Here is a 20,150-nt window from a genome sequence, read left to right as displayed (position 1 = left end):
GAATACCAGTAACACTGAATACCAGTAACACTGAATACCGGTGATACAGAATAGCGAGAGGTGATCGTGTTGGATAATCTGACGGAAATGCTCAAAGGGGTGCTCGAGGGCAGCGTCCTCGAAATTATAAGCCGCGAAGAAACATACGGGTACGAAATCACGAGGCGGCTGAATGCCCTAGGTTTTACGGATGTGGTGGAGGGTACGGTGTACACGATCCTGCTCCGGCTGGAGAAGAACAAGTTGGTGGAGATCACCAAGAAGCCGTCCGATATGGGACCGCCGCGAAAATTCTTTTTGATTAATGAAGCAGGGCGCGAGGAGTTACGGAAGTTCTGGGAGAAGTGGACGTTCGTCAATTCGAAAATGAGCGAGTTAAAGGAGAGAAAACAATGAACTTCTGGGATAAAATTACCGGCAACGACATGAAGAAAGAAATGAAAGCTTTTGATTCGCGAGTCCAAAAGCTGCCGGCCGATTATCAAACGGCATGGAAAGAAATCAATGCCCATCTGTGGCCGCACACGGACTTTACCGGTCGCAATCTGATGCCTATCTTTGATGGCGTGCTAGGCCTGCTCGAAGAGACGGCGGCAGACGGCCAGAGCGTGCAAGAAGTTCTAGGCGAAGATATCAAAGGCTTCTGTTCGGCGCTGGCCGGCAATGAAGGAGCCAAGTCTTATCGCGATAAGTGGCGCAAGCAGCTCAACGATAATATCTCCAAAAAATTAGGCAAATAGGAGTGATTCATATGGGAATCCGAGAAATCATCGAAGGCAAAAAAGAATGGCGGGCGCACGTGGCGCGCGTCAAAGCGCTCCCTAAGGATTATCAGATCGTGTATAAGGAGATTCAAAAATATCTGTTCAAAGTCGGACCTGTCGATCTCGTTGAAGGGGGGCTGCTCTCGGGCATCGTCGATCTATTCGAAGAAGGCGCGGTATCGGGGAAAGGCGTGCTTGAAGTAACGGGGAGCGACGTGGCGGCGTTCTGCGACGAGCTCATCAAAGATTCGAAGACATACGCGGACCTCTATCAAGAGTCGGTTGACCAGAAGAAGAACAAGAAATAAGTTGCGGCTTATAAACTATGAGGAGGGATATCCAATGGAAAAAGCAATAGAAGTGAAAGGCTTGCGAAAGTCTTACAAGGACACGGAAGTGTTAAAAGGCGTAGACTTCGAAGTGAAGCGGGGCGAGATTTTCGCTCTGCTGGGCTCAAACGGCGCGGGCAAGACAACAATCGTCAGAATTCTTACCACGCTGCTTAGGCAAGACGGAGGCACCGCCGCCGTACATGGCTTCGACGTCGCATCCAAACCCGAGAAGGTACGGCAAGCGATTAGTCTAACCGGGCAATTTGCGGCCGTGGACGAAATCTTGACCGGCAGGGAGAATTTAGTCATGATCGCCAAGCTGCGTCACCTGCCCAAACCGCGAGCTGTCGCGGATGAGCTGCTGAATCGATTCGGCTTGAATGACGCCGCGGATCGCAAGGCGTCCACCTATTCGGGAGGCATGCGCCGCAGGCTCGATATCGCGATGAGCCTGATCGGCAACCCGCAGCTTATCTTCCTCGACGAGCCGACCACGGGACTGGATCCCGAGGCGCGCATCGAGACTTGGAAGATCGTCAAGGGTCTGGCGGAGGGCGGCACGACGGTGTTTCTGACGACGCAGTACTTGGATGAAGCTGAACAGCTTGCCGATCAAATTGCGATTTTGCATAAGGGTACAATAATCGCGAATGGCACGCTGGATGAGCTGAAGAAGCTGTTCCCGCCCGCCAAGAAGGAGTACGTGGAGAAACAGCCTTCTTTGGAAGAGATCTTCCTCGCAATCATAGGTTATAAGGAGGGTGCTTAACGATGAGTGAACATTTCTTTAGCGACATGAGTGTTATGCTCGGACGATCCATGCGCCATATTATGCGCAGCATGGACACTATCATTACGGTGTGCATTACGCCGATCGCTATGATGCTGCTGTTCGTCTATGTGCTCGGCGGAGCTATCCAGGCCGGTACGGACAACTACGTGAACTACCTCTTGCCCGGCATCTTGCTGATGGCGATCGCAAGCGGAGTATCTTATACGGCTTACCGCCTCTTCCAGGATAAGCAGCGGGGTATAATCGAGCGATTCCATTCCATGCCGATCGCACGTTCCGCCGTGCTGTGGGGACACGTACTGACCTCTCTGGTATCTAACGCCCTATCGGTTGTCGTGATCATTCTCGTCGCGCTCATCATGGGTTTCCGTTCATCGGCGGGGGTACTGGAATGGCTTGCCGTAGCCGGCATACTCATGCTGTTCACTTTGGCTCTGACTTGGGTCGCGACGATTGCCGGACTGGCCGCGAATTCGATGGAAGGCGCTACCGCGTTCTCCTATCCGCTGATCTTCCTGCCGTTTATCAGCTCGGCGTTCGTTCCGACCGAATCGATGCCGGCGGTCGTACGCGCCTTCGCTGACAATCAGCCGGTGACCTCGATCGTAGAGACCATTCGCGCGTTATTATCGAATCAACCGGTCGGCGATGAGATCTGGGTCGCTCTAGCATGGTGCTTAGGGATACTGGTAGTCGCTTATTTCTTCGCGGTGCGCGCATACAAGAAGAGAAGTTAAACGAAGAAAACAAATACCGCAATAGAAACCATGATCTAAGCAAGCGCATGTATTACATCTTAGCCGTGGCGGCTGCGCGGGAGGAATGATTTGAACATGCTGCATCCACTACTCAAGAGGTCTCACGAGTGGGAACCCGTACTGATTGGTGAATCTGGTGATTTCGTCTACCGTCGGAATGACAATCTTGCTTACGCGAAGATTACGCCACCTGCGGGTGTCGCTGACCTAGCAGGTGAACGTGATCGCCTTCTTTGGCTCAGAGACCAAGGTGTCGCATGCCCTGAGGCAGTGGAATGGAACGAGGGGGAGGAAGGGGCCAGCTTGGTGATGACAGCGATTCCTGGAATCTCCGCAGCAAATCTATCGGGAGCTGATCTGCTCCATGCATGGCCGTCAATGGTACAGCAGCTTGCTATTCTTCACACGCTGCCGGTTGATCAGTGCCCATTTGAGCGAAGCTTGTCGCAGATGTTCGGACGCGCTGTAGAAGTGGTGTCGCGCGGTGCCGTAAATAGCGACTTCTTGCCCGACGAGGATAAACACATGCCACATGATGAACTTCTGGAGCGTGTACATAGAGAACTGCCGGTTCGGCTAGATCAAGAACGCACTGATCTGGTAGTCTGCCACGGTGATCCTTGCATGCCCAACTTCATTATTGACGCCGTTAGCTTTCAATGCACTGGCTTGATCGACATGGGACGCCTCGGGACAGCGGATCGCTATGCAGACTTAGCGCTGATGGTTGCCAATGCAGGGGAGAGTTGGACAGAGCGAGAAGAGGCCGAGCGCGCGTTCGTTCTCCTCTTCGAGATTTTAGAGATCAAAACTCCAGATCGCGAACGCCTAGATTTTTATCTTCGTCTGGATCCATTGACCTGGAGCTAAGTAGGCTAATGAAATGTGGGATTTATAGTGAATTATTGTTACTGCTTAAGTCGTAGAGGATTGCAAGGAATAGAACGATGTTAAAGTAACTTTTCAGGCTGTCGAGAAAATCTCGACAGCCACTTTTTTGTTGATGCAACTTTCAATAACTCTAGCAATATTGAACGCTTAGCTAGTTTATACGAAGCGCAATTCGGTAACTCTAGTAGTAATACCAAAATGCTATGAAAGGAGCGCTAACCATTGAAATGTATCAATTGCAATTCGATTGATATTGGTAAGATTGGTCCTCATCAATATTTCTGTTGGAATTGTTGTATCGAAATGAGTCTCGTCGGCGAGAAGCTCGATGTGTATCAGGTCGAAAAGGATGGATCGCTTAGTTCGTTAAATGATTTGTTCATGGAACAAGAGGTTGTTAATCCTGAAAACACAGAAACTAAAGTATAAGATCGTTTTGTAATGGAAGTATCCCACAAGAAAAGGCCGAGGAATCGTATCCTTGGTCTTTTTTGTCATGTCCAGCCAATTGCAGCTAACCTATTGAATTAACGTTATCAATATTCAAGAAATCTTCTGTTTTCCGGGCAAGCAATCGTTTATATTCAGTAATGAATCGCGTTTTTTATTCTTTGACGGCGCCGACCACGATGCCGGTGATGAAATATTTTTGCATGAATGGGTACACGATCAGGATCGGGAAAGCGCCGATACAAATTTGCGCGGCTTTTACGGAGCGTTGGGCGATATTGGCGAGCGCCTCCGGGTTGCGGGTTACGCGGGTCAGATCCTGCTGGACGATGACCGTTTGCAGGAAAGTGGCGAGCGGATATTTGGAAGATTCGGTGAGGTAGAGAAGTCCTGTGAACCACTCGTTCCAATGAAAGACCATGCTGAACAGGGACAGCGTGGCGATGGAGGGCATCGATAAGGGCAGGTGGACGGAGACCATGGTCCGAAAGTGGCCGGCTCCGTCGATCAAGGAAGCTTCCTCCAGTTCATGGGGAACGTTCCGGAAGAAGTTGAGCATGAGCACGATCAGCCACACGTTTACGGCGGACGGGAGCACCAGCGCCCAAATCGAGTTCATCAGCCCGAGTTTCTGCATGACGATATAGGAAGGGACGAGACCGCCGCTGAACAGCATCGTGAAGACGAAGAACCAGGCGTATGCCGACCTGCCTTTAAAGCCTTTATCCTTGGATAGCGGATAGGCGCACAAGAATACAAGCGCCATGCACAGAGTCGTTCCGAGCATCGTTCTCACAACCGCCATCCATAACGAGTCGAGGAACAGCTGGTTGTTTATCGTTGCCGCGTAAGCGTCCAAAGTGAAGTCGATCGGCCACAAACCTATCAGATTCGCTTCGGCAGGAGCTTTGCCGCTGAAGGATACGGCTAGAATGTGCAGCAGCGGAAGCAGGCACAGGGCGGACAGAACCGCAAGAAACAGATAATTGAAGGTGTTAAAAAGTTGCCGGGTTGCCGAAGTATAGTTCACAGATGACCCCCACTCTAGAAAATGCGATAGCCGGCAAATGTATAGGCCAACCTGTAACCGATTACGATCAGGGCGAATCCAATGAACGATTTTAGCAGGCCGACGGCTGTGCCGAAGCTCATTTTTCCGCCTACAATGGCCATGCGGTAGACGAAGGTATCGATGACATCGCCTTTGTCGTATACGAGTGGATTATACAAGTTGAAAATTTGGTCGAAGCCGGTGTTCAAAATGGTGCCGAGCGATAAGGTGCCGACGACGATGAAGATGGGGATCAGCGAAGGAATCGTAATGTACAGCGTCTGTTTCCAGCGGCTCGCTCCGTCCATGAGGGCGGCCTCGTATAGAGTCGGTTTGATGCCCGCCAACGCGGCGAGGAAGATGATGGCGCCGAATCCGCATTCCTTCCAGACGTCGCTGATCACGATCGTTACCCGGAACCAATTCCCTTCGCCGAGGAAGAAGATCGGTTCGATGCCGAACACGGCACCGATTATGCGGTTAACCAATCCGCCTTCGATCGACAGCAGGTCGATTAGGATACCTCCAAGGATGACCCAAGGCAGAAAATGCGGCAGGTAAACCATCGTCTGCACGGTTCGTTTGAACGTGACTTGTCGCACTTCGTTCAGCAGCAAGGCGAAGAGGAAGGGAGCGACCAGGCCGAAAACCCATCTCAACAGTGAAATGACGACGGTGTTCCATATGACTTGTTTGCTGTCGGGTCTCTCGAATAGGCTCCGAAAATGCTCCAAGCCGACCCATGGCGAGTGGATGAACCCCGTCCATGGTTTGAAGTCTTGGAATGCAATGACAAGACCGGCCATCGGTAGGTACTGAAACAGGAGGACGAAGATGACGCCGGGGAGCAGCATCAGGTGAAAAGGCCACGACCTTCTGAAATTCAAACGTTGCTTGGTGAACTTCACGGTGGCCGGGGTAGGTGAAGACATCGTATACCTCCTGATAGAGCTGTAAATGAGAGGCGTGTATGTAAATGATTGTATCAACCTCCTATATTGGAGCAACAGAATAATGTCTGAAGATACATAGCGTTTTCTTAACCAGCGGACAAGCAGAGAACTGGAGGAGGGGAAAGATTGAAGCCGTTCGAATCGAATATTTTTACGAAAATCATGGTCATCATCGTTCTGCTGCTCATCCCGATATTGCTCCTGTACGGGTATTCGAACAAAGTGTCGGTGCGGGTGGTGCAGAATGAAATCAATACGTCTTACGACAACCAAATGACGTTCTTCCTCAGCCAGGTCGACGCTCACGTCGAGCAGCTCGCGAAGAATACGGTGACGCTAAGCCGGGATCCGACCGTCCGCGAATATTCGTACCTTCATCTGCTGACGGACTGGTACGACTCCAACCAGACGCAAATCACGATCCTGGATAAACTGTTCTTGCAAAGCGTATCCGACAATTGGTCGCCGCAGTATGTCCTCTACAATCCGAATTCGCAAAGGTTCCTGACGACCGAATCGAGCGGTTCGTTCGACGACACCAAGATGCAGAACGTTCGCGAAGGGTGGCAATATCGGGTGCGCCAAGCAGACGGGGTCTCCTTAATGGAAGACCGGCGAGAATTTGTCTGGTATGGGGTATCTCCCGTGAATGCCTATTCGAATCCCAGCCAGGCCGATCTCATTATCGAAAGCGCATTCGCGGAAATCAATATGGTCAAGATGCTGGACCGCTACAAATCGGGCGGTAAAGGCGATCCGTTCTTCTACGATCCGCAGCACGGCACGATCGAGAGCCGATCCGCCAATGAAGCGGTGATTGGGAAGCTTACCCGGCAACTCGAAGGTACCGATCTCGGAACGTTCCGCAGCGCAACGATGGATCTCGGCGGCAGGGAATACTTGGTCAAAGTGATGCAATCCAAGATGCTCGGCTGGTATTTGGTCGACTATGTGCCGATCGACGCGATCACTGATCCGATTATCAGCAGCCGTAACTTGTTCTACGCGTCGACCGCGCTGCTGCTGGTCATGAGTCTGCTCGCGGCATTCTTGCTTTACCGCCATGTTCGGGTACCGCTGCGCGAGCTTATGATCCATGTTCAGAAGATTAAGAGGGGAGATTTCTCGTCGCGTATCGTGTACAAGCCCAAGAATGAGTTCGTGTTTCTGATTCAGCGGTTCAATGAGATGTCGGATCAAATGCAGCAGCTGATCGAAACGGTATTCGAAGAGAAAATCCGTTCCCGCGACGCGCGGCTCAAGCAGCTCCAATCCCAGATTAATCCCCATTTCCTATACAACTGCTTGTTCTTCATCAAGAACATGGTGCGGATCGGCGATGAAGAAGCGGTGGTTCGCATGTCGATGAGTCTCGCGGAATACTACCGGTATTCCACTCGTCTGGATATTCCGGACGTCCGATTAGAAGAAGAGGTCGCACTGGTCAACAACTATTTGACAATCCAGCAGCTGCGGATGAAACGCATCCGATTCGAGATCGACATTCCGGCGAACATGTCCGGGCTGACCATGCCCCGGCTATTGCTGCAGCCGGTTGTGGAGAACGCGTTGATTCACGGAATCGAAATGCAAGAGGACGGGGGCTGGATCGGAATCCGCGGCGAGTCGGATGAGGAAGAGTATCGGATCATCGTGGAGGACAACGGAACGGGCTTGGACGAGGAGCAGATGCGGAGCATCCGGGACAAGATAGGCGTTCCGATGGACGAGACGACGGGTTTCGGGCTGTGGAACGTGCATCAGCGGCTCGGTTTCCGGTTCGGTGAAGGCGCCGGATTAAGGCTGTCCAATTCCGATAAGGGCGGGCTTAAAGTCGAATTGGTTTGGAAAAGGGAGAAAGGCTTCGAATAGGAGAGGTGACGGACGATGTATCAACTCATGCTGGTAGACGACGAAGATGCAGTAATCGAAGGGTTGGCCATTACCATTCCGTGGGATCAATTGGGGATCGAAACGGTATATAAAGCAAATTCGGGCAGGGAAGCGCTGAAGCTGCTGGAGAAACATTCGATCGATATCGTAATCACCGATATTCGCATGCCGGGCATCAGCGGCCTGGAGCTGATCGAGACGATCCGCGCGAAATGGAAGGGCACGAAGTGTATCCTGCTCTCCGGTTTCGCGGAATTCGAATACGCCAAACAAGCGCTGGAGAACGAAACTGAGGATTATTTGCTGAAACCCGTCGAGGATGAGGATCTCATTCGGGTCGTTCGCCGCGTTCAGGATAAGCTGAAGCGGGAGTGGGAGGAGGCGAGCTCTCGCCGTCGAACGCTGCAAACGGTCCGGGATCATCTTCCGCTGCTTCGGACGCAGCTTCTGAAGGAGCTGCTGACGCGCAGTCATTGGGAGGAGCGCAATCTAGCGGACCGTCTGGCGTTGCTCGAGCTGCCCTTCACTCCCGGGGACAGGTGCGCGCTCGTGCTCGTTCGTCTGGAGGAACACTTCTACGACTATAACAATCGGAGTTTCTCGCTGTTTCAATATGCGATCGGGAATATCGCCGAAGAACTATTCGCGGGTCACTTCGGCTTGTGGCACTGCATGGACGATCACGATTACCTCGTGCTGCTCGTGCAAGCCCCCGCGGCGGCGGAGAACGCAGCGGAAGCGCAGGCGATTCTGGAGCGGCTTGCGGCGCAGCTTCAGAAGAGCGTCAAGCTTTATTTGAAGGGCACCGTTTCGGTGATGGTCGGTCAATGGACGAACGCATTCCCGCAAGGCTTGCGGCTCGCCTATGAAGATGCGGTCGGGGTGCTGCTGCGTCGGGCCGGCAACGAGAGCGAGATGTTCGTGACCGGCAGCGTACCTGGGCAGCTCATCGAAGTGATGGCTCTGCACACCTTGTATGAACCGCCGCTTCTGATGCATCTGCTCGAAGCCGGACGCTGGGACGAAGCCAAAGCCAAATTGTCCGCCGTTTTCCGCGAGCTGGACGAGAGGTTCGGGGAATCCGCCGAGCACATCCGGGAAGCTTACTATACGATTGCTGCCTCCTTCTCGTACGTCGCCCACAAACATCAACGGTTGCTGGCGGACATTGCGGGTTCGGCGGAAGACGATAGCCGCGAAGGATATGCGCTGCGGACGGTACGTCAACTTCGCGAATGGGCGTTCAGAACGATGGAGAAAGTGCGGGAAGACACGATTCGGGAAGTGAAGGACGCACGAGCCGATGTCGTCAGAATGATCCAGCAATATGTTGAACGTCACCTCGACGGCGATGTTTCCCTGCAAGCGGTTGCCGATTACGTTCACTTTCATCCGGTCTATCTATCCAAGGTGTACAAGATGGAAACGGGAGAAGCGTTCACCGAATACCTGTATCGACTGCGGATGAATAAAGCGGCGTTCTGGCTGAAGTCGGGCACCTACAAGGTGTATGAAATTTCCGAGATGCTCGGCTATCAGAACACGCCTTATTTTATCAAGAAGTTCAAGAAATACTTCGGCAAGACGCCTCAAGAATATAGAGAAAGCTAATCGGCGACTGTTAGAAAAGTTAAAATACCGTTATCGATGTTGAGGATATCTTCTATCGATCCCACAAGGCATCGCTTACATTAAGAGTACCCCCAACATCTTCAGGGAGGAAAAATCAGTATGAAAGTGGCATCCCGCAAAATCATTCTGCTGTTGATTGTGCTGCTCATGACAACGGTTGTCAGTGCATGCAGAAATTCCTCGAACAACGAAGACGCGACAAGCGGAGCCAGTCCGGGGGCCAGCCAAGGAGAGGCTGCCGAACCGGAAGGGCTGACGATGGATGGCGAGAAATATTCACCCGCAGTGACGATGACTACCGCAAGAGGGGTGGGTCCGAGCGTGTCCTTCGTGGAAGGTGAATCGATCGAAGACAACGTCCATACCCGCTGGGTCGAAGAGAATCTGGGCATCAAAATCAAGTATCTATGGACAACGTCAAATGCCAACGACGCATTCAAGACGAAGCTGCGGCTCACCTTGTCGGCGAACGAACCGCTGCCTGACGTGCTCACCGTTCCTACGGACGTGGCACATGAACTGATCGATTCGGGCAAATTCCAGCCGGTAGGAGAGCTGTTCGACAACTATGCCGGAGAGGTATGGAAAGCGGCCATGGACGAAGTACCCGCGGAGTGGTACCCCTATATCCGCGAAGGCAAGAAATACGGGATTCCGAATTTGGATTACAAGATGAGCAACAACAACGTCATGTGGATCCGCGAGGATTGGCTGACCAAGTTGAATTTGCAGCCGCCAAAGACCATCGAGGAATTGGAGAAGGTGATGGAGGCCTTCCGCAACGACGACCCGGACGGTAACGGAGTCAAGGATACGGTGCCGCTGGTGCTGGCACTCAAGACGATTGCCCACTCTTGGGTCAATACCGGCTGGATCTTCGGCGCTTATGGCGCTTTGCCGGAGGCTTGGGTAAAAGACGATTCAGGCAAACTGGTCTATGGTTCCACGCTGCCGGGAACCAAGCAAGGGCTGGGCAAGATTCAGGAATGGATGAAAGCCGGCTACATTCACAAAGAAGCCGCGCTGCATGATGAAACCAAAGCCTATCAATTGTTCACGGCCGGCACCTCGGGAATCATGGTCGCACCGACTTGGGCTGATGCTTGGCCGCTTAAAGAAACGGTAACGAACGTGCCGGGCGCCAAAATAAAAGCGTATCCGCTGCCTGTCGGTCCGGGTGGAAAAGCCGGACAGCTGAGCGGACCTACCCACTATATGGTCACGCTGATCAGTAAGGACATGAAAAATCCTGAAATCTATTTCCGGTACATGAACTACTTCTACGACAACTACGCTAACCCATCGGAGGATAGCCCCTTCGTCGACGGCTTGGCCGAAGGCTACGATTATGTCATCAAAGACGGAACGCCGACGAGCGACCGGGCTGCGGTGGAGGAAGTGACGGGACACAAATTCATTAGGGTCCAAGATTACTTGCTTTCCGAACCGGCGCCGCGCATCCCGTCTTTGCAGATCAACGCGATCTCCAAGCTGCATGCCGGCGGGAAGCCGGAAACGCCGTTCGAGAGGAAAATGGCGAGCATCTACACGCCGGAAGGCGGCCAGACGGTTCAGATCGCGCTCGATCAAGCCGAATTCGCCCACAACAACGAATTTGTCGGCAATCCGACGCCTACCATGAACGCGAAACGGGAACTGCTCACGAAGCTCGAGAAAGACATCTTCGGCCGAATCCATTACGGACGCGAACCGCTCGATGCATTCGACAAGTTCGTGGAGGAGTGGAAGAGACTCGGCGGAGATCAGATTACGCAGGAAGTCAACGACTGGTATCAATCGGTTCAAGGCAACTAAAAGGCATCGCCCGAGAGAGCTGATCAACCGGATAATCGAGGAGGAGAACACCATGTATTTCGGAGCTTGCTATTATCCCGAGCATTGGCCGGAGGAACGCTGGGAGACGGACGTAAAGCTGATGCGCGAGGCGGGGTTCAATCTTCTTCGCATCGGGGAATTCGCTTGGACGAGGCTAGAAAGAACGGAGGGGAATTTCACTTTCGAATGGCTGGACCGCATTATCGGTATGTTGGGCGAGGCCGGAATCCAGGTCATCTTGGGAACGCCGACGGCCAGCCCTCCGAAATGGATCATGGACAGGCATCCCGATATGTACAAACGGGATATGTACGGCCATGTCCGGGGATTCGGCACGCGCATGCATTACTGTTTCAACAATGCGGAATATCCGCGGTACGTCCGCAGCCTGGTCGGAGCCATGGCGGAACGATATCGGAACAATCCGCATGTAATCGGATGGCAGATCGATAATGAGTTCGGCTGTGTAGATACGACGTGGTGTTATTGCGACACGTGCAAATCGGCTTTTCAAGGTTGGCTGCAAGATAAATACGGGTCGGTGGACGCGGTGAACGAAGCGTGGGGCACGGTTGTCTGGAACAACGCGTACAACGCGTTCGAAGAGATCGAGACGCCGAAGCTGACGGTTTATCCGCTGCACAATCCCGGATACCAGCTTGATTTCCGGCGATTCTCCTCCGATGCCGTGCGCAAATTCATGAATATCCAAGTTGATCTGATCCGCGGCATTGCGCCGCATCAGAAGATTACGCATAACATGATGGGCATTTTTAACGAGATCGACTATTACGAGCTGGCAAGTACGCTGGATGTGTCCGCTCTTGATGTGTATCCGAATTTTCCCGAAGGAGAGCCGGTTAATCCCTATACGCCCGCGCTTCATCACGATGCCACTCGGGGGTTCAAGGGGAGCAATTATTGGGTTCTGGAATTCCAAGCCGGGACGCCGGGTGCTCATATTCTCAAGACGCCGGTTCGACCGGGAGATTTGCGGAGATGGTCTTACCAAGCGGTCGCGCACGGCGCGGATGCCCTGCTCTATTTCCGCTGGCGCACGGCCGTATTCGGTACCGAGCAGTATTGGCACGGCATTCTGCAGCACAGCGGCGTTCCCGGCCGCAAGTATGCGGAGGTGAAGCGGGTCGGCGAAGAGTTGGCGCGGCTCGCCCCTTATCTAGAGGGAAGCGTGATCCGCCATGACGCGGCAATCGTGCGCGATTTCCAGAACGAATGGGCATTCGAGATCCAGCCGCACAATCCGGGTTACAAGTACATGCGTCAGGTGAAAAATTATCATCGTTATTTCTTCGAGAAGCATAACGGCGTTGATATCATCTCGCCGGAAGCCGATTTCGGCGCGTACCGGCTGCTGATTCTACCGCATCTGGCAATCGTGGACGAACGAATAGCCGACAAAGTTTATCGTTATGTGGAGAATGGCGGCACCGTATTGCTAGACTTCCGTTCCGGCACGAAGCTGCCCGACAATCGGATGCGCTCCGAAGTGACGCCTGGTCCGTTCAGAGAGCTGCTGGGCATCGAAATCGACGACTACGGTATCATCCCGGAGGGCGAAGAACAGCAGGTTCGATTTGCAGGAGATGCTGAGGGGAATGCGGAGAATACGGAGTATGCTGCTCGGGTCTGGTTTGACGTGATTGAGAACCGCGGGGCGGAAGTCGTGGCGACCTTCGAGTCCGATTATTTTGCGGGAGCACCTGCCGTTACCGGCAAGGCGTATGGCAAAGGCAAAGCCTACTACGCGGGAACGGAGCTTGACCGTTCGGCATTGCATCGCTTGCTTGACCGGCTTTGCCAAGAGAGCGGGGCGGTTCCGGAGTGGACGGCCGCGCATCCGGAAGTGGAAGTGGCCATCCGGAGGCAAGGCGGAAGTAATCGTTATTTCGTGATTAATCACTCGGCATCTTCGGTTGCGATCGAACCGCCGCCCGGCTGCATGGATCTATTGGAAGGCCTGCCGTCGCCGGAACGGTTCACGCTTGAGCCGGGAGGCGTCAAGGTGCTGGGCAAGGATTCTGTAACAGACAAAACAACGAGGCAAAGGGAGAGCGATAAAGGATGAGTTTGCTTAACGATATTTACAACCTCAAGGAAGGCATTCGCACCAAACGGGTATCGAGCTACGACCGCACGGGAGGCAATGCAGATTACGTGACCATTCATGCCGGCGATACGGCGGTGCTGGCAGACATTCCCGGCGCGGGCATCATTAAGCATATTTGGTTCACGCTGAACACGGAAGACAAGATGATTCGCCGCAATGCGGTGCTGCGCATGTATTGGGACGGAGAAACCGAGCCGAGCGTAGAGGCGCCTCTGGGCGACTTCTTCGGCCAAGGCTGGGGCGAGGAATACAACTTCATCTCGTTGCCGTTAGCTGCGGCGCCGGCCAAAGGCAAAGCTTTGAACTGCTACTTCCCGATGCCGTTCGGCAGCGGCGCGCGGATTACGCTGCAGAACGAGTCCGACGAACCGATCAAGGCGTTCTTTTACTACATCGACTATGAGGAGCACCGGGAAGTGCCGGCCTCGATGGGCCGCTTCCACGCCTGGTGGAATCGCGAGCTGACCGAGGTGCATCCGGAAGCCGGGGAGAACGAGTGGAGCATGATCGCGCCTGAAGGCAAGAATCGGGGCGACGCGAACAACTACTTGTTCGCCGATATCGAAGGCAAAGGCCACTTCGTCGGCGTCAATTATTACGTGGATAGTCCGGGCCCGATGTGGTACGGCGAAGGCGATGACATGTGGCTCGTCGACGGCGAAGATTGGCCGGGCTCGCTGCACGGCACGGGAACGGAAGATTTCTTCAACAGCTCCTGGTGCCCTAACGAAGTCTACATGCATCCGTATTTCGGCTACGCCCGCGTGCCGGATAAGCTGGGTTGGATGGGCCGGACGCATTGCTACCGGTTCTTGCTGGAGGAGCCGGTCTACTTCGACAAGTCGCTGCGCGCGAGCATCGAGCACGGGCACGACAATAACTTGACGCTTGATCTGAGCACCGTCTCGTATTGGTACCAGATGGAACCGCATAAGCCATTCCCGGCGCTCCCGGCGAAAGAAAAGCGGCGGAACATGCCGGAAATTAGGCCGAAGGACGTTCACCTCTGGCGCCATGAATGGCGGCAGGCGCTCGGCGGCGGTACCCGGCTGTGGGGCCATGAACCGAAGGAAAACAAGCCCGAAGACGGCCAATAGGACGGAACCTGCGATCGGAGCGGGAATCATTACCGCCTGAGTGAAGACTTGCACGGTACACCAATCCAACACTGTTATATACCGATGTATGTCGATATATCGCTTCGCAGCGGCTTTTAAAGTAAGCGCTTACATTTTAAATGTTAGTTTAAATCAAGAAAGAGGGAGGGAACGCGCATGAACCGAACGGCCATCGCCTCCGCGCCGAGAACGTCATTGCTCAAGTTTTTGTGGAGACACCGTGCGCTCTATCTCATGCTCATTCCGGGTATCGCCTACCTGTTGCTGTTCAAATACGTTCCGCTGTTCGGCAGCGTGATCGCGTTCAAGGACTACAACATATTCAAGGGCTTCTGGGGCAGCGAATGGGTGGGGATGAAGTACTTCGAACAATTCCTGAACTATCCGCAATTCACGAGGCTGCTGTGGAATACGATCATCATCAGCTTCTATCAGTTGATCTTCGCCTTCCCGGCACCGATCCTACTCGCGGTCATGCTTAACGAGATTCGCAACATCGCGTTCAAGCGGAGCGTTCAGACGATCCTGTATTTGCCGCACTTCTTGTCGTGGGTCATCATCGGCGGGCTAGGGTACATGCTGCTGTCTCCGCAGATCGGCCTTGTCAATCAATGGATCACGTCGACGGGCGCGGAGCCGATTCACTTTATCCAAGATTCCGATTACTTCCGGTCGATTATCGTCGCCTCGGGTATCTGGAAAGAGATGGGCTGGAACGCGATCATCTTCCTCGCTGCGCTTGCGGGCATCAGTCCTTCGCTCTATGAAGCGGCGAACATAGACGGAGCCGGACGCTGGAACCAGTTCAGACATATTACGCTACCCGGATTGCTGCCCGCGATTATGCTCATTCTGCTGCTCAAGATCGGACATACGCTCGACTTAGGCTTCGAGCAAATCTATATTTTCCTGAATCCGATCACGTACGAGACAGGGGACGTGCTGGATACGTACGCTTACCGCGAAGGCATCGTGCAAGGACATTACAGCTTCACGACCGCGATTGGATTGTTCAAGGCCGTCGTCGGATTCATTCTGCTCATCGTCGCGAACCGCGCAAGCAAGGCAACGACAGGGCAAGGTATTTTCTAGAGAAGGAGCATGCCGGTTATGAAAATTCGTAGATCCGCTGGGGAGCGTCTATTCGACATCTCGAACATCATCTTCCTCGCCTTGGCCTGCGTGACGGTCATCGTTCCGATCCTGCACGTTCTCGCCAGCTCGTTCAGCTCGACCCAAGCGTTAATCCATGCGAAGGTCAGCCTTTGGCCAGTCGATTTCAACGTCGACAACTACAAGGCGGTATTGAACAATGATTCGTTCTGGCGGTCGTTCGGCATCTCGGTATTCATCGTCGTTGTCGGCACTTTGATCAATATGGCCGTAACCGTGCTAATGGCGTATCCGCTGTCCAAGAGCTACCTCCGCGGCCGCAACGTCATCATGCTCATGATCGTGTTCACGATGATCTTCTACCCGCCGATGATTCCTGTCTATCTCGTCGTGAAGTGGCTCGGCATCATTAACACGGTATGGGCGATGATCCTCCCGGTTGCGCTGGCACAATTCAATCTGCTGATCTGCTTGACGTTCTTCCGTTCGCTCCCAGAGGAATTGTTTGAGGCGGCGCGCGTGGACGGGATGTCGGAGACGCGCATGGTATGGCGAATCGCCGTGCCGCTGTCGAAGCCGATCATGATGACGTTAGGGCTATTCTACGCCGTCTATCACTGGAACAACTATTATTCGGCTCTCTTATATGTGACCAAGGCATCGCTAAGGCCGCTGCAGCTGTACCTGTACAACATCATTGCCAAGTCGGAGATGAACGAAATGCTGGCCAACGTGGCCGAGACGGCGACGACGTTAAGTCCGCAAGGGCTGCAGATGGCAACGATCATCGTCGCGACCGTTCCGATCGTCATCATCTATCCTTTCATCCAGAAGCACTTCATTAAGGGTGCATTGATCGGCTCCATTAAAGAATAGCTCCTTCTTACCGGTGTTTATGGCTTAGCCATGCACATAGATCATTATCATTCTTAGGAGGTCAAAGAAGAGATGAGAAAGAAACAATGGATTGGACTTATCGGTACAGCATCGCTTGCTTTAACGATGGTAGCTTGCGGCAGCAATAATAACGGCAATGAAGGCGCGACGAAGGCTGACAGCAACGTTACGCCTGCTGAATCGACGAATGCTTCAAATGCTGAATCGGCAAACACCACGCCAGCCGAAGCGCCGAAGGAGACGCCTAAGATTAAGCTGGTTGTATCCGATCACAGTATTGCAACGCCTAAGGAAGACGATCCGCGGCTGAAATACTTGGAAGAGAAGACGGGCGTCGATCTGGACGTCGAATTCCTGCCTCATGGCACCTACCAAGATCAGTTGAAATTGAAGTTCGCTTCGGGCGAGTTCCCGGACGTCTATCAATCGTGGTCCGGACCGGAACAAGATCTGATTGATGGCGATAAGATCTTGCCGCTAAACGATCTGATCGAGCAATTCGGTCCGAATCTGAAGAAGAATATTCCACAAGCCGCATGGGATGCCGTAACGCAAAAGGGACAAATTCTCGCCATTCCGCAGCCTGCGGACACGATGGCCGGGCAAGTGATGTTCATCCGTAAGGACTGGCTCGATAAACTGAGTTTGCCGGTGCCTACGACGTCCGACGAGCTGTTGAACGTGCTGCGCGCGTTCCGCGATAACGACTTGAACGGCAACGGAGAGAAGGACGAGATTCCATTCTCGATGCGCGAGAACTTCAGCTGGGGGGAGAATATATTCGGCATGTGGGGCATTGGCTCCGCATGGACGGAGTATTTCTACAACAACGAAGTCATCATGGGCAATATTCATCCGAATATGCTGAAGTCGCTCGAGTTCTTCCAGACGATGAACAAGGAAAAGCTGATCGATTCCGAATTTCTGACGAACAACCGCTCCGTGTGGGAGCAGAAGATCAAGGCTGGTCTTGTTGGGGTATGGGATCATACGGCGGCGCTCATCCCGCAATGGAACATCGATTTAATGACTTCGATCCCAGACCAGAAGCCGGAGGTTATCGCGATTCCTACTCCTCGCGGCACGGGCTATGAAGGTCCTGTCGGCTCGCGCTGGAGTCCGATCGGCAAGACGTTCATCGTCTCCAAGGCCGCAAAAAACCCAGAAGCGATCATCAAGTACTTCGATTGGCTCATCAGCGATGAAGGTCAGATCTTTACCTCTCTTGGCATCGAAGGCGATACGTACTTCAAGGCTACGGCCGATGGCCGCATTACATTCGACGCGAAGAAGACAGCGGAGATCAGCTGGCTGGAAACGGAGTTCAGAATCCATGGCTACAATCCGGAAGTGACGAAGATCAAGCTTGCCGATGATGCGATGTTCGAGAAGCTGGACGCTGCTTACAAGATCGCGAACAGCGAAGGCTACGCTAATGAAGCGGTTGGAATGCCGCCGATTGCCGACGAGCGCAACATGACAACGATGTTCCGTGAAGCTGCAGCGAAAGTAATTCTCGGCAAAGCGCCGCTCAGCGAATACGAGAAGTTCATGGAGGCGTGGAGAAACCAAGGGGGCGACGACTTGATTAAGGAACGGACGGACTGGTATAACGCGAACCGCAAGTAAATCGGTGGAGGAATTAGGAATGATCAGCGATGCGATTGCCAGAAGAATTGCGGACTTGGAGCGGCATTCCCCGCCGCTCACATCCAGGGAAGACTTGGAGCTGTATTGGGATGATGCGTTGAAGACTTCCGCAAGCCATCCGTTACATGCGTCTCGTACAAGAGTAGAAACACCTTTCGTTGATATGGTCGTCTATAAAGTCGCGTACCATGGCTTCGATAATACGCCGATTTACGGATGGTACCTTCTGCCTCGCAGGCAAGCGGAGTCGGGGGAGCAGCTGCCTTGCGTCGTGCTTCTCCACGGTTATACGGGCAGCAGAGGGTATCCGGAGGATTATGCCGCTTATCTACTGATGGGCGTCGCGGTTTTTGCGATCGACATAAGGGGGCAGAACGGGGAGACAGGCAACCTTCTGGCTCAAGATCACGGCATGGCCAAAGGGTGGATCACCCAAGGCATTCTACATCGCGATACGTGTTATTACAAGGCGATTACGATCGACACGCTTAAAGCGATCGACTGGGCAAGTGTGCAACCGGAGATCGATCCGGCTCGAATCTGCGTGCAAGGGTGCAGCCAAGGCGGTGGATTGGCGCTAATGGCGGCGGCTTTGTCCGATAAACCGGCTATCGCGGTCGCTCATATTCCGAACATGTGCCAAATGGATTTCGGCATGCTGCACTCTAATAGCTCACTGACGGAAGCAGCGGTATTCTGTGAGAGGTTCCCGGAGCATCTCGATACGGTACTAGAGACGCTAAGTTACTACGATATTATGAATTTGGCGCACAAGATCCGAATTCCGGTATTCGTTAGCGCTGGCTTGAAGGATCTGACAACGATGCCGGAAACGATATACGCCTCCTACAACCGGATCGCTTCCGACAAAAGGATCGTGCCGTCGCCGTTCTCAGGGCATACGGTCACCGGAGACCAGAACCGCAAAGCGATGCAGTTCATCGCGGAGCGATTGGTGCGTAACTAATGATTATCCTGCAATGATTCCTGAAATAATTAATCTCATAAGGTAAAGAAGAGAAGGACGAAACCGATGCGTCCTTCTCTTCTTTATCCTTCCTATTCTAATGAGTCATATACCATTGAATTCTTCGGTTCATCGCAGCATTATCCAATAGCATGAAGGGAAGCAGATCAGGCTTATAATTGCCTTCAATGATCCAAATTCGCTGCTTCTTATCGATGCCGATATCGAAGCCAACCTGTCTTAGATGAGGGTACCGCCGTCCGAGACGTTTAGCAGCGAGTACTGCAATACGCTCGGCTTTGACGCTCAAACCCTGGTCGTAGATACAAGCTTCCTTCATCGCAGCTTTCACTGGAATAATGCGACTGGCCACATTGGTGATCAGATACCCTTTCGCGGCAACCTTCGCATACGAACCCGTTACTCTCCAAGGGGAGTAGGCGCCTTTTGTACGCTGCACCATGATTCGAATGTCGAATGGTCTGCCTTGAATTTGAGCAAGCCGGAGTCTTATTTGGATGATATAACGACTCGACCTTGTGATAGAACCGAGCTTGTTGTACAGCTGGCGGATACCTGCTGCGGTAATCGTTTTTTTCTCGCGATGAATATGATACACCTTAGCTTCTTTACCTGTACGAATAAAACGGATTTGGTGGCCGTATCGACCATCTCGCGGTTTCAGCACGACGCTCTGATAGCGACGAAGCATCTCCGATAACGTTACAGGTCTGTTTAACAGCCATGTTTGCGGGAGTCTGCCGGCAAGTATTGGCGATTCCTTTAGGATGCGGTACTGTAACCATTTGTCCCGAACAATCGACTTTGCCACGGGCCTCTCCTCGTTTCTGCAGCTCGTTCTTCTTTACTCTATTCCGGTTGTGCCGGCTTGGATAACGCTACCCAATCTTTCTCGCTCCTATC

At 53.1% G+C, this 20,150-nt stretch carries 19 protein-coding genes; 16 read left to right on the top strand and 3 right to left on the bottom strand.

The window, feature by feature from the left end:
• Window positions 1–87 precede the first annotated feature (87 nt).
• The 7 genes from BLW29_RS29580 (at window position 88) to BLW29_RS31960 (ending at window position 3,967) form a co-directional block, all read left to right on the top strand.
• Window positions 88–396 (top strand): PadR family transcriptional regulator, encoded by a 309-nt coding sequence (locus tag BLW29_RS29580; RefSeq protein WP_305728493.1) that lies wholly within the window; start codon window positions 88–90, stop codon window positions 394–396.
• Entirely contained in the window at window positions 393–740 is a 348-nt protein-coding gene (locus BLW29_RS29575) for a DUF1048 domain-containing protein (RefSeq protein ID WP_090986469.1), read from the top strand. Before BLW29_RS29580 ends, BLW29_RS29575 begins: the two co-directional genes overlap by 4 nt.
• A gap of 11 nt (window positions 741–751) precedes the next feature.
• Window positions 752–1,072: a DUF1048 domain-containing protein gene (locus BLW29_RS29570; RefSeq protein ID WP_090986467.1), complete on the top strand. Its 321-nt coding sequence runs from the start codon at window positions 752–754 to the stop codon at window positions 1,070–1,072.
• A gap of 34 nt (window positions 1,073–1,106) precedes the next feature.
• Window positions 1,107–1,865, top strand: coding sequence for an ABC transporter ATP-binding protein (locus tag BLW29_RS29565; protein WP_090986465.1), 759 nt, complete (start codon window positions 1,107–1,109; stop codon window positions 1,863–1,865).
• Between the two features lie 2 nt (window positions 1,866–1,867).
• Window positions 1,868–2,626 carry an ABC transporter permease gene (locus BLW29_RS29560; protein WP_090986463.1) on the top strand — a complete coding sequence of 253 codons (759 nt, stop codon included), beginning with the start codon at window positions 1,868–1,870 and terminating at the stop codon, window positions 2,624–2,626.
• A gap of 96 nt (window positions 2,627–2,722) precedes the next feature.
• Window positions 2,723–3,517: an APH(3'') family aminoglycoside O-phosphotransferase gene (locus BLW29_RS29555; protein ID WP_090986461.1), complete on the top strand. Its 795-nt coding sequence runs from the start codon at window positions 2,723–2,725 to the stop codon at window positions 3,515–3,517.
• A gap of 243 nt (window positions 3,518–3,760) precedes the next feature.
• Complete coding sequence (locus BLW29_RS31960; RefSeq protein WP_090986459.1) at window positions 3,761–3,967, top strand: hypothetical protein; 207 nt, start codon at window positions 3,761–3,763, stop codon at window positions 3,965–3,967.
• Between the two features lie 175 nt (window positions 3,968–4,142).
• Here the strand turns inward: BLW29_RS31960 and BLW29_RS29545 are convergent, their stop codons facing one another.
• Window positions 4,143–5,018, bottom strand: coding sequence for a carbohydrate ABC transporter permease (locus BLW29_RS29545; RefSeq protein ID WP_090986457.1), 876 nt, complete (start codon window positions 5,016–5,018; stop codon window positions 4,143–4,145).
• A 14-nt stretch (window positions 5,019–5,032) separates the two neighbouring features.
• Window positions 5,033–5,971 carry an ABC transporter permease gene (locus tag BLW29_RS29540; RefSeq protein ID WP_090986455.1) on the bottom strand — a complete coding sequence of 313 codons (939 nt, stop codon included), beginning with the start codon at window positions 5,969–5,971 and terminating at the stop codon, window positions 5,033–5,035.
• Between the two features lie 147 nt (window positions 5,972–6,118).
• On the opposite strand from BLW29_RS29540, the gene BLW29_RS29535 reads away from it, so the two are divergent.
• From BLW29_RS29535 to BLW29_RS29495, 9 genes are all read left to right on the top strand, one after another.
• The gene (locus BLW29_RS29535; RefSeq protein WP_090986453.1) at window positions 6,119–7,864 is read left to right on the top strand and encodes a sensor histidine kinase; all 1,746 of its coding nucleotides are present in this window, start codon (window positions 6,119–6,121) and stop codon (window positions 7,862–7,864) included.
• 15 nt (window positions 7,865–7,879) lie between these two features.
• Window positions 7,880–9,496, top strand: coding sequence for a response regulator (locus tag BLW29_RS29530; RefSeq protein ID WP_090986452.1), 1,617 nt, complete (start codon window positions 7,880–7,882; stop codon window positions 9,494–9,496).
• A 120-nt stretch (window positions 9,497–9,616) separates the two neighbouring features.
• On the top strand, window positions 9,617–11,332 hold the full coding sequence (locus tag BLW29_RS29525; RefSeq protein WP_090986450.1) for an extracellular solute-binding protein: 1,716 nt from the start codon (window positions 9,617–9,619) through the stop codon (window positions 11,330–11,332).
• A gap of 52 nt (window positions 11,333–11,384) precedes the next feature.
• Entirely contained in the window at window positions 11,385–13,439 is a 2,055-nt protein-coding gene (locus tag BLW29_RS29520) for a beta-galactosidase (protein WP_177186860.1), read from the top strand.
• Window positions 13,436–14,578, top strand: a complete 1,143-nt coding sequence (locus BLW29_RS29515; RefSeq protein WP_090986446.1) for a glycoside hydrolase family 172 protein — start codon at window positions 13,436–13,438, stop codon at window positions 14,576–14,578. The genes BLW29_RS29520 and BLW29_RS29515 overlap by 4 nt, the downstream gene beginning before the upstream one ends.
• Before the next feature lie 177 nt (window positions 14,579–14,755).
• Window positions 14,756–15,691 carry an ABC transporter permease gene (locus BLW29_RS29510; RefSeq protein ID WP_090986443.1) on the top strand — a complete coding sequence of 312 codons (936 nt, stop codon included), beginning with the start codon at window positions 14,756–14,758 and terminating at the stop codon, window positions 15,689–15,691.
• Window positions 15,692–15,709: 18 nt separating this feature from the next.
• Window positions 15,710–16,588 carry a carbohydrate ABC transporter permease gene (locus BLW29_RS29505; RefSeq protein WP_090986441.1) on the top strand — a complete coding sequence of 293 codons (879 nt, stop codon included), beginning with the start codon at window positions 15,710–15,712 and terminating at the stop codon, window positions 16,586–16,588.
• Window positions 16,589–16,660: 72 nt separating this feature from the next.
• Window positions 16,661–18,238, top strand: a complete 1,578-nt coding sequence (locus BLW29_RS29500) for an extracellular solute-binding protein (protein WP_090986439.1) — start codon at window positions 16,661–16,663, stop codon at window positions 18,236–18,238.
• Between the two features lie 19 nt (window positions 18,239–18,257).
• Window positions 18,258–19,226, top strand: coding sequence for an acetylxylan esterase (locus tag BLW29_RS29495; RefSeq protein WP_090986437.1), 969 nt, complete (start codon window positions 18,258–18,260; stop codon window positions 19,224–19,226).
• A gap of 97 nt (window positions 19,227–19,323) precedes the next feature.
• Here the strand turns inward: BLW29_RS29495 and BLW29_RS29490 are convergent, their stop codons facing one another.
• Window positions 19,324–20,058, bottom strand: a complete 735-nt coding sequence (locus BLW29_RS29490; RefSeq protein WP_090986436.1) for a YheC/YheD family protein — start codon at window positions 20,056–20,058, stop codon at window positions 19,324–19,326.
• Window positions 20,059–20,150 lie beyond the last annotated feature (92 nt).

Origin of the sequence: Paenibacillus sp. CF384 (genome assembly GCF_900106745.1) — a bacterium.
Lineage (GTDB): Bacteria > Bacillota > Bacilli > Paenibacillales > Paenibacillaceae > Paenibacillus_Z.
Note: the sequence above shows the minus strand (reverse complement) of the source record. Positions and strands in the feature narration are given on the sequence as shown.

What these genes read in the sequence shown, in the direction of transcription:
- BLW29_RS29580 (WP_305728493.1), top strand. Translation starts at nt 88, where the DNA reads ATGCTCAAAGGGGTGCTCGAGGGCAGCGTCCTCGAAATTATAAGCCGC.
- BLW29_RS29575 (WP_090986469.1), top strand. Translation starts at nt 393, where the DNA reads ATGAACTTCTGGGATAAAATTACCGGCAACGACATGAAGAAAGAAATG.
- BLW29_RS29570 (WP_090986467.1), top strand. Translation starts at nt 752, where the DNA reads ATGGGAATCCGAGAAATCATCGAAGGCAAAAAAGAATGGCGGGCGCAC.
- BLW29_RS29565 (WP_090986465.1), top strand. Translation starts at nt 1,107, where the DNA reads ATGGAAAAAGCAATAGAAGTGAAAGGCTTGCGAAAGTCTTACAAGGAC.
- BLW29_RS29560 (WP_090986463.1), top strand. Translation starts at nt 1,868, where the DNA reads ATGAGTGAACATTTCTTTAGCGACATGAGTGTTATGCTCGGACGATCC.
- BLW29_RS29555 (WP_090986461.1), top strand. Translation starts at nt 2,723, where the DNA reads ATGCTGCATCCACTACTCAAGAGGTCTCACGAGTGGGAACCCGTACTG.
- BLW29_RS29540 (WP_090986455.1), bottom strand. Translation starts at nt 5,971, where the DNA reads ATGTCTTCACCTACCCCGGCCACCGTGAAGTTCACCAAGCAACGTTTG.
- BLW29_RS29530 (WP_090986452.1), top strand. Translation starts at nt 7,880, where the DNA reads ATGTATCAACTCATGCTGGTAGACGACGAAGATGCAGTAATCGAAGGG.
- BLW29_RS29525 (WP_090986450.1), top strand. Translation starts at nt 9,617, where the DNA reads ATGAAAGTGGCATCCCGCAAAATCATTCTGCTGTTGATTGTGCTGCTC.
- BLW29_RS29520 (WP_177186860.1), top strand. Translation starts at nt 11,385, where the DNA reads ATGTATTTCGGAGCTTGCTATTATCCCGAGCATTGGCCGGAGGAACGC.
- BLW29_RS29515 (WP_090986446.1), top strand. Translation starts at nt 13,436, where the DNA reads ATGAGTTTGCTTAACGATATTTACAACCTCAAGGAAGGCATTCGCACC.
- BLW29_RS29510 (WP_090986443.1), top strand. Translation starts at nt 14,756, where the DNA reads ATGAACCGAACGGCCATCGCCTCCGCGCCGAGAACGTCATTGCTCAAG.
- BLW29_RS29505 (WP_090986441.1), top strand. Translation starts at nt 15,710, where the DNA reads ATGAAAATTCGTAGATCCGCTGGGGAGCGTCTATTCGACATCTCGAAC.
- BLW29_RS29500 (WP_090986439.1), top strand. Translation starts at nt 16,661, where the DNA reads ATGAGAAAGAAACAATGGATTGGACTTATCGGTACAGCATCGCTTGCT.
- BLW29_RS29495 (WP_090986437.1), top strand. Translation starts at nt 18,258, where the DNA reads ATGATCAGCGATGCGATTGCCAGAAGAATTGCGGACTTGGAGCGGCAT.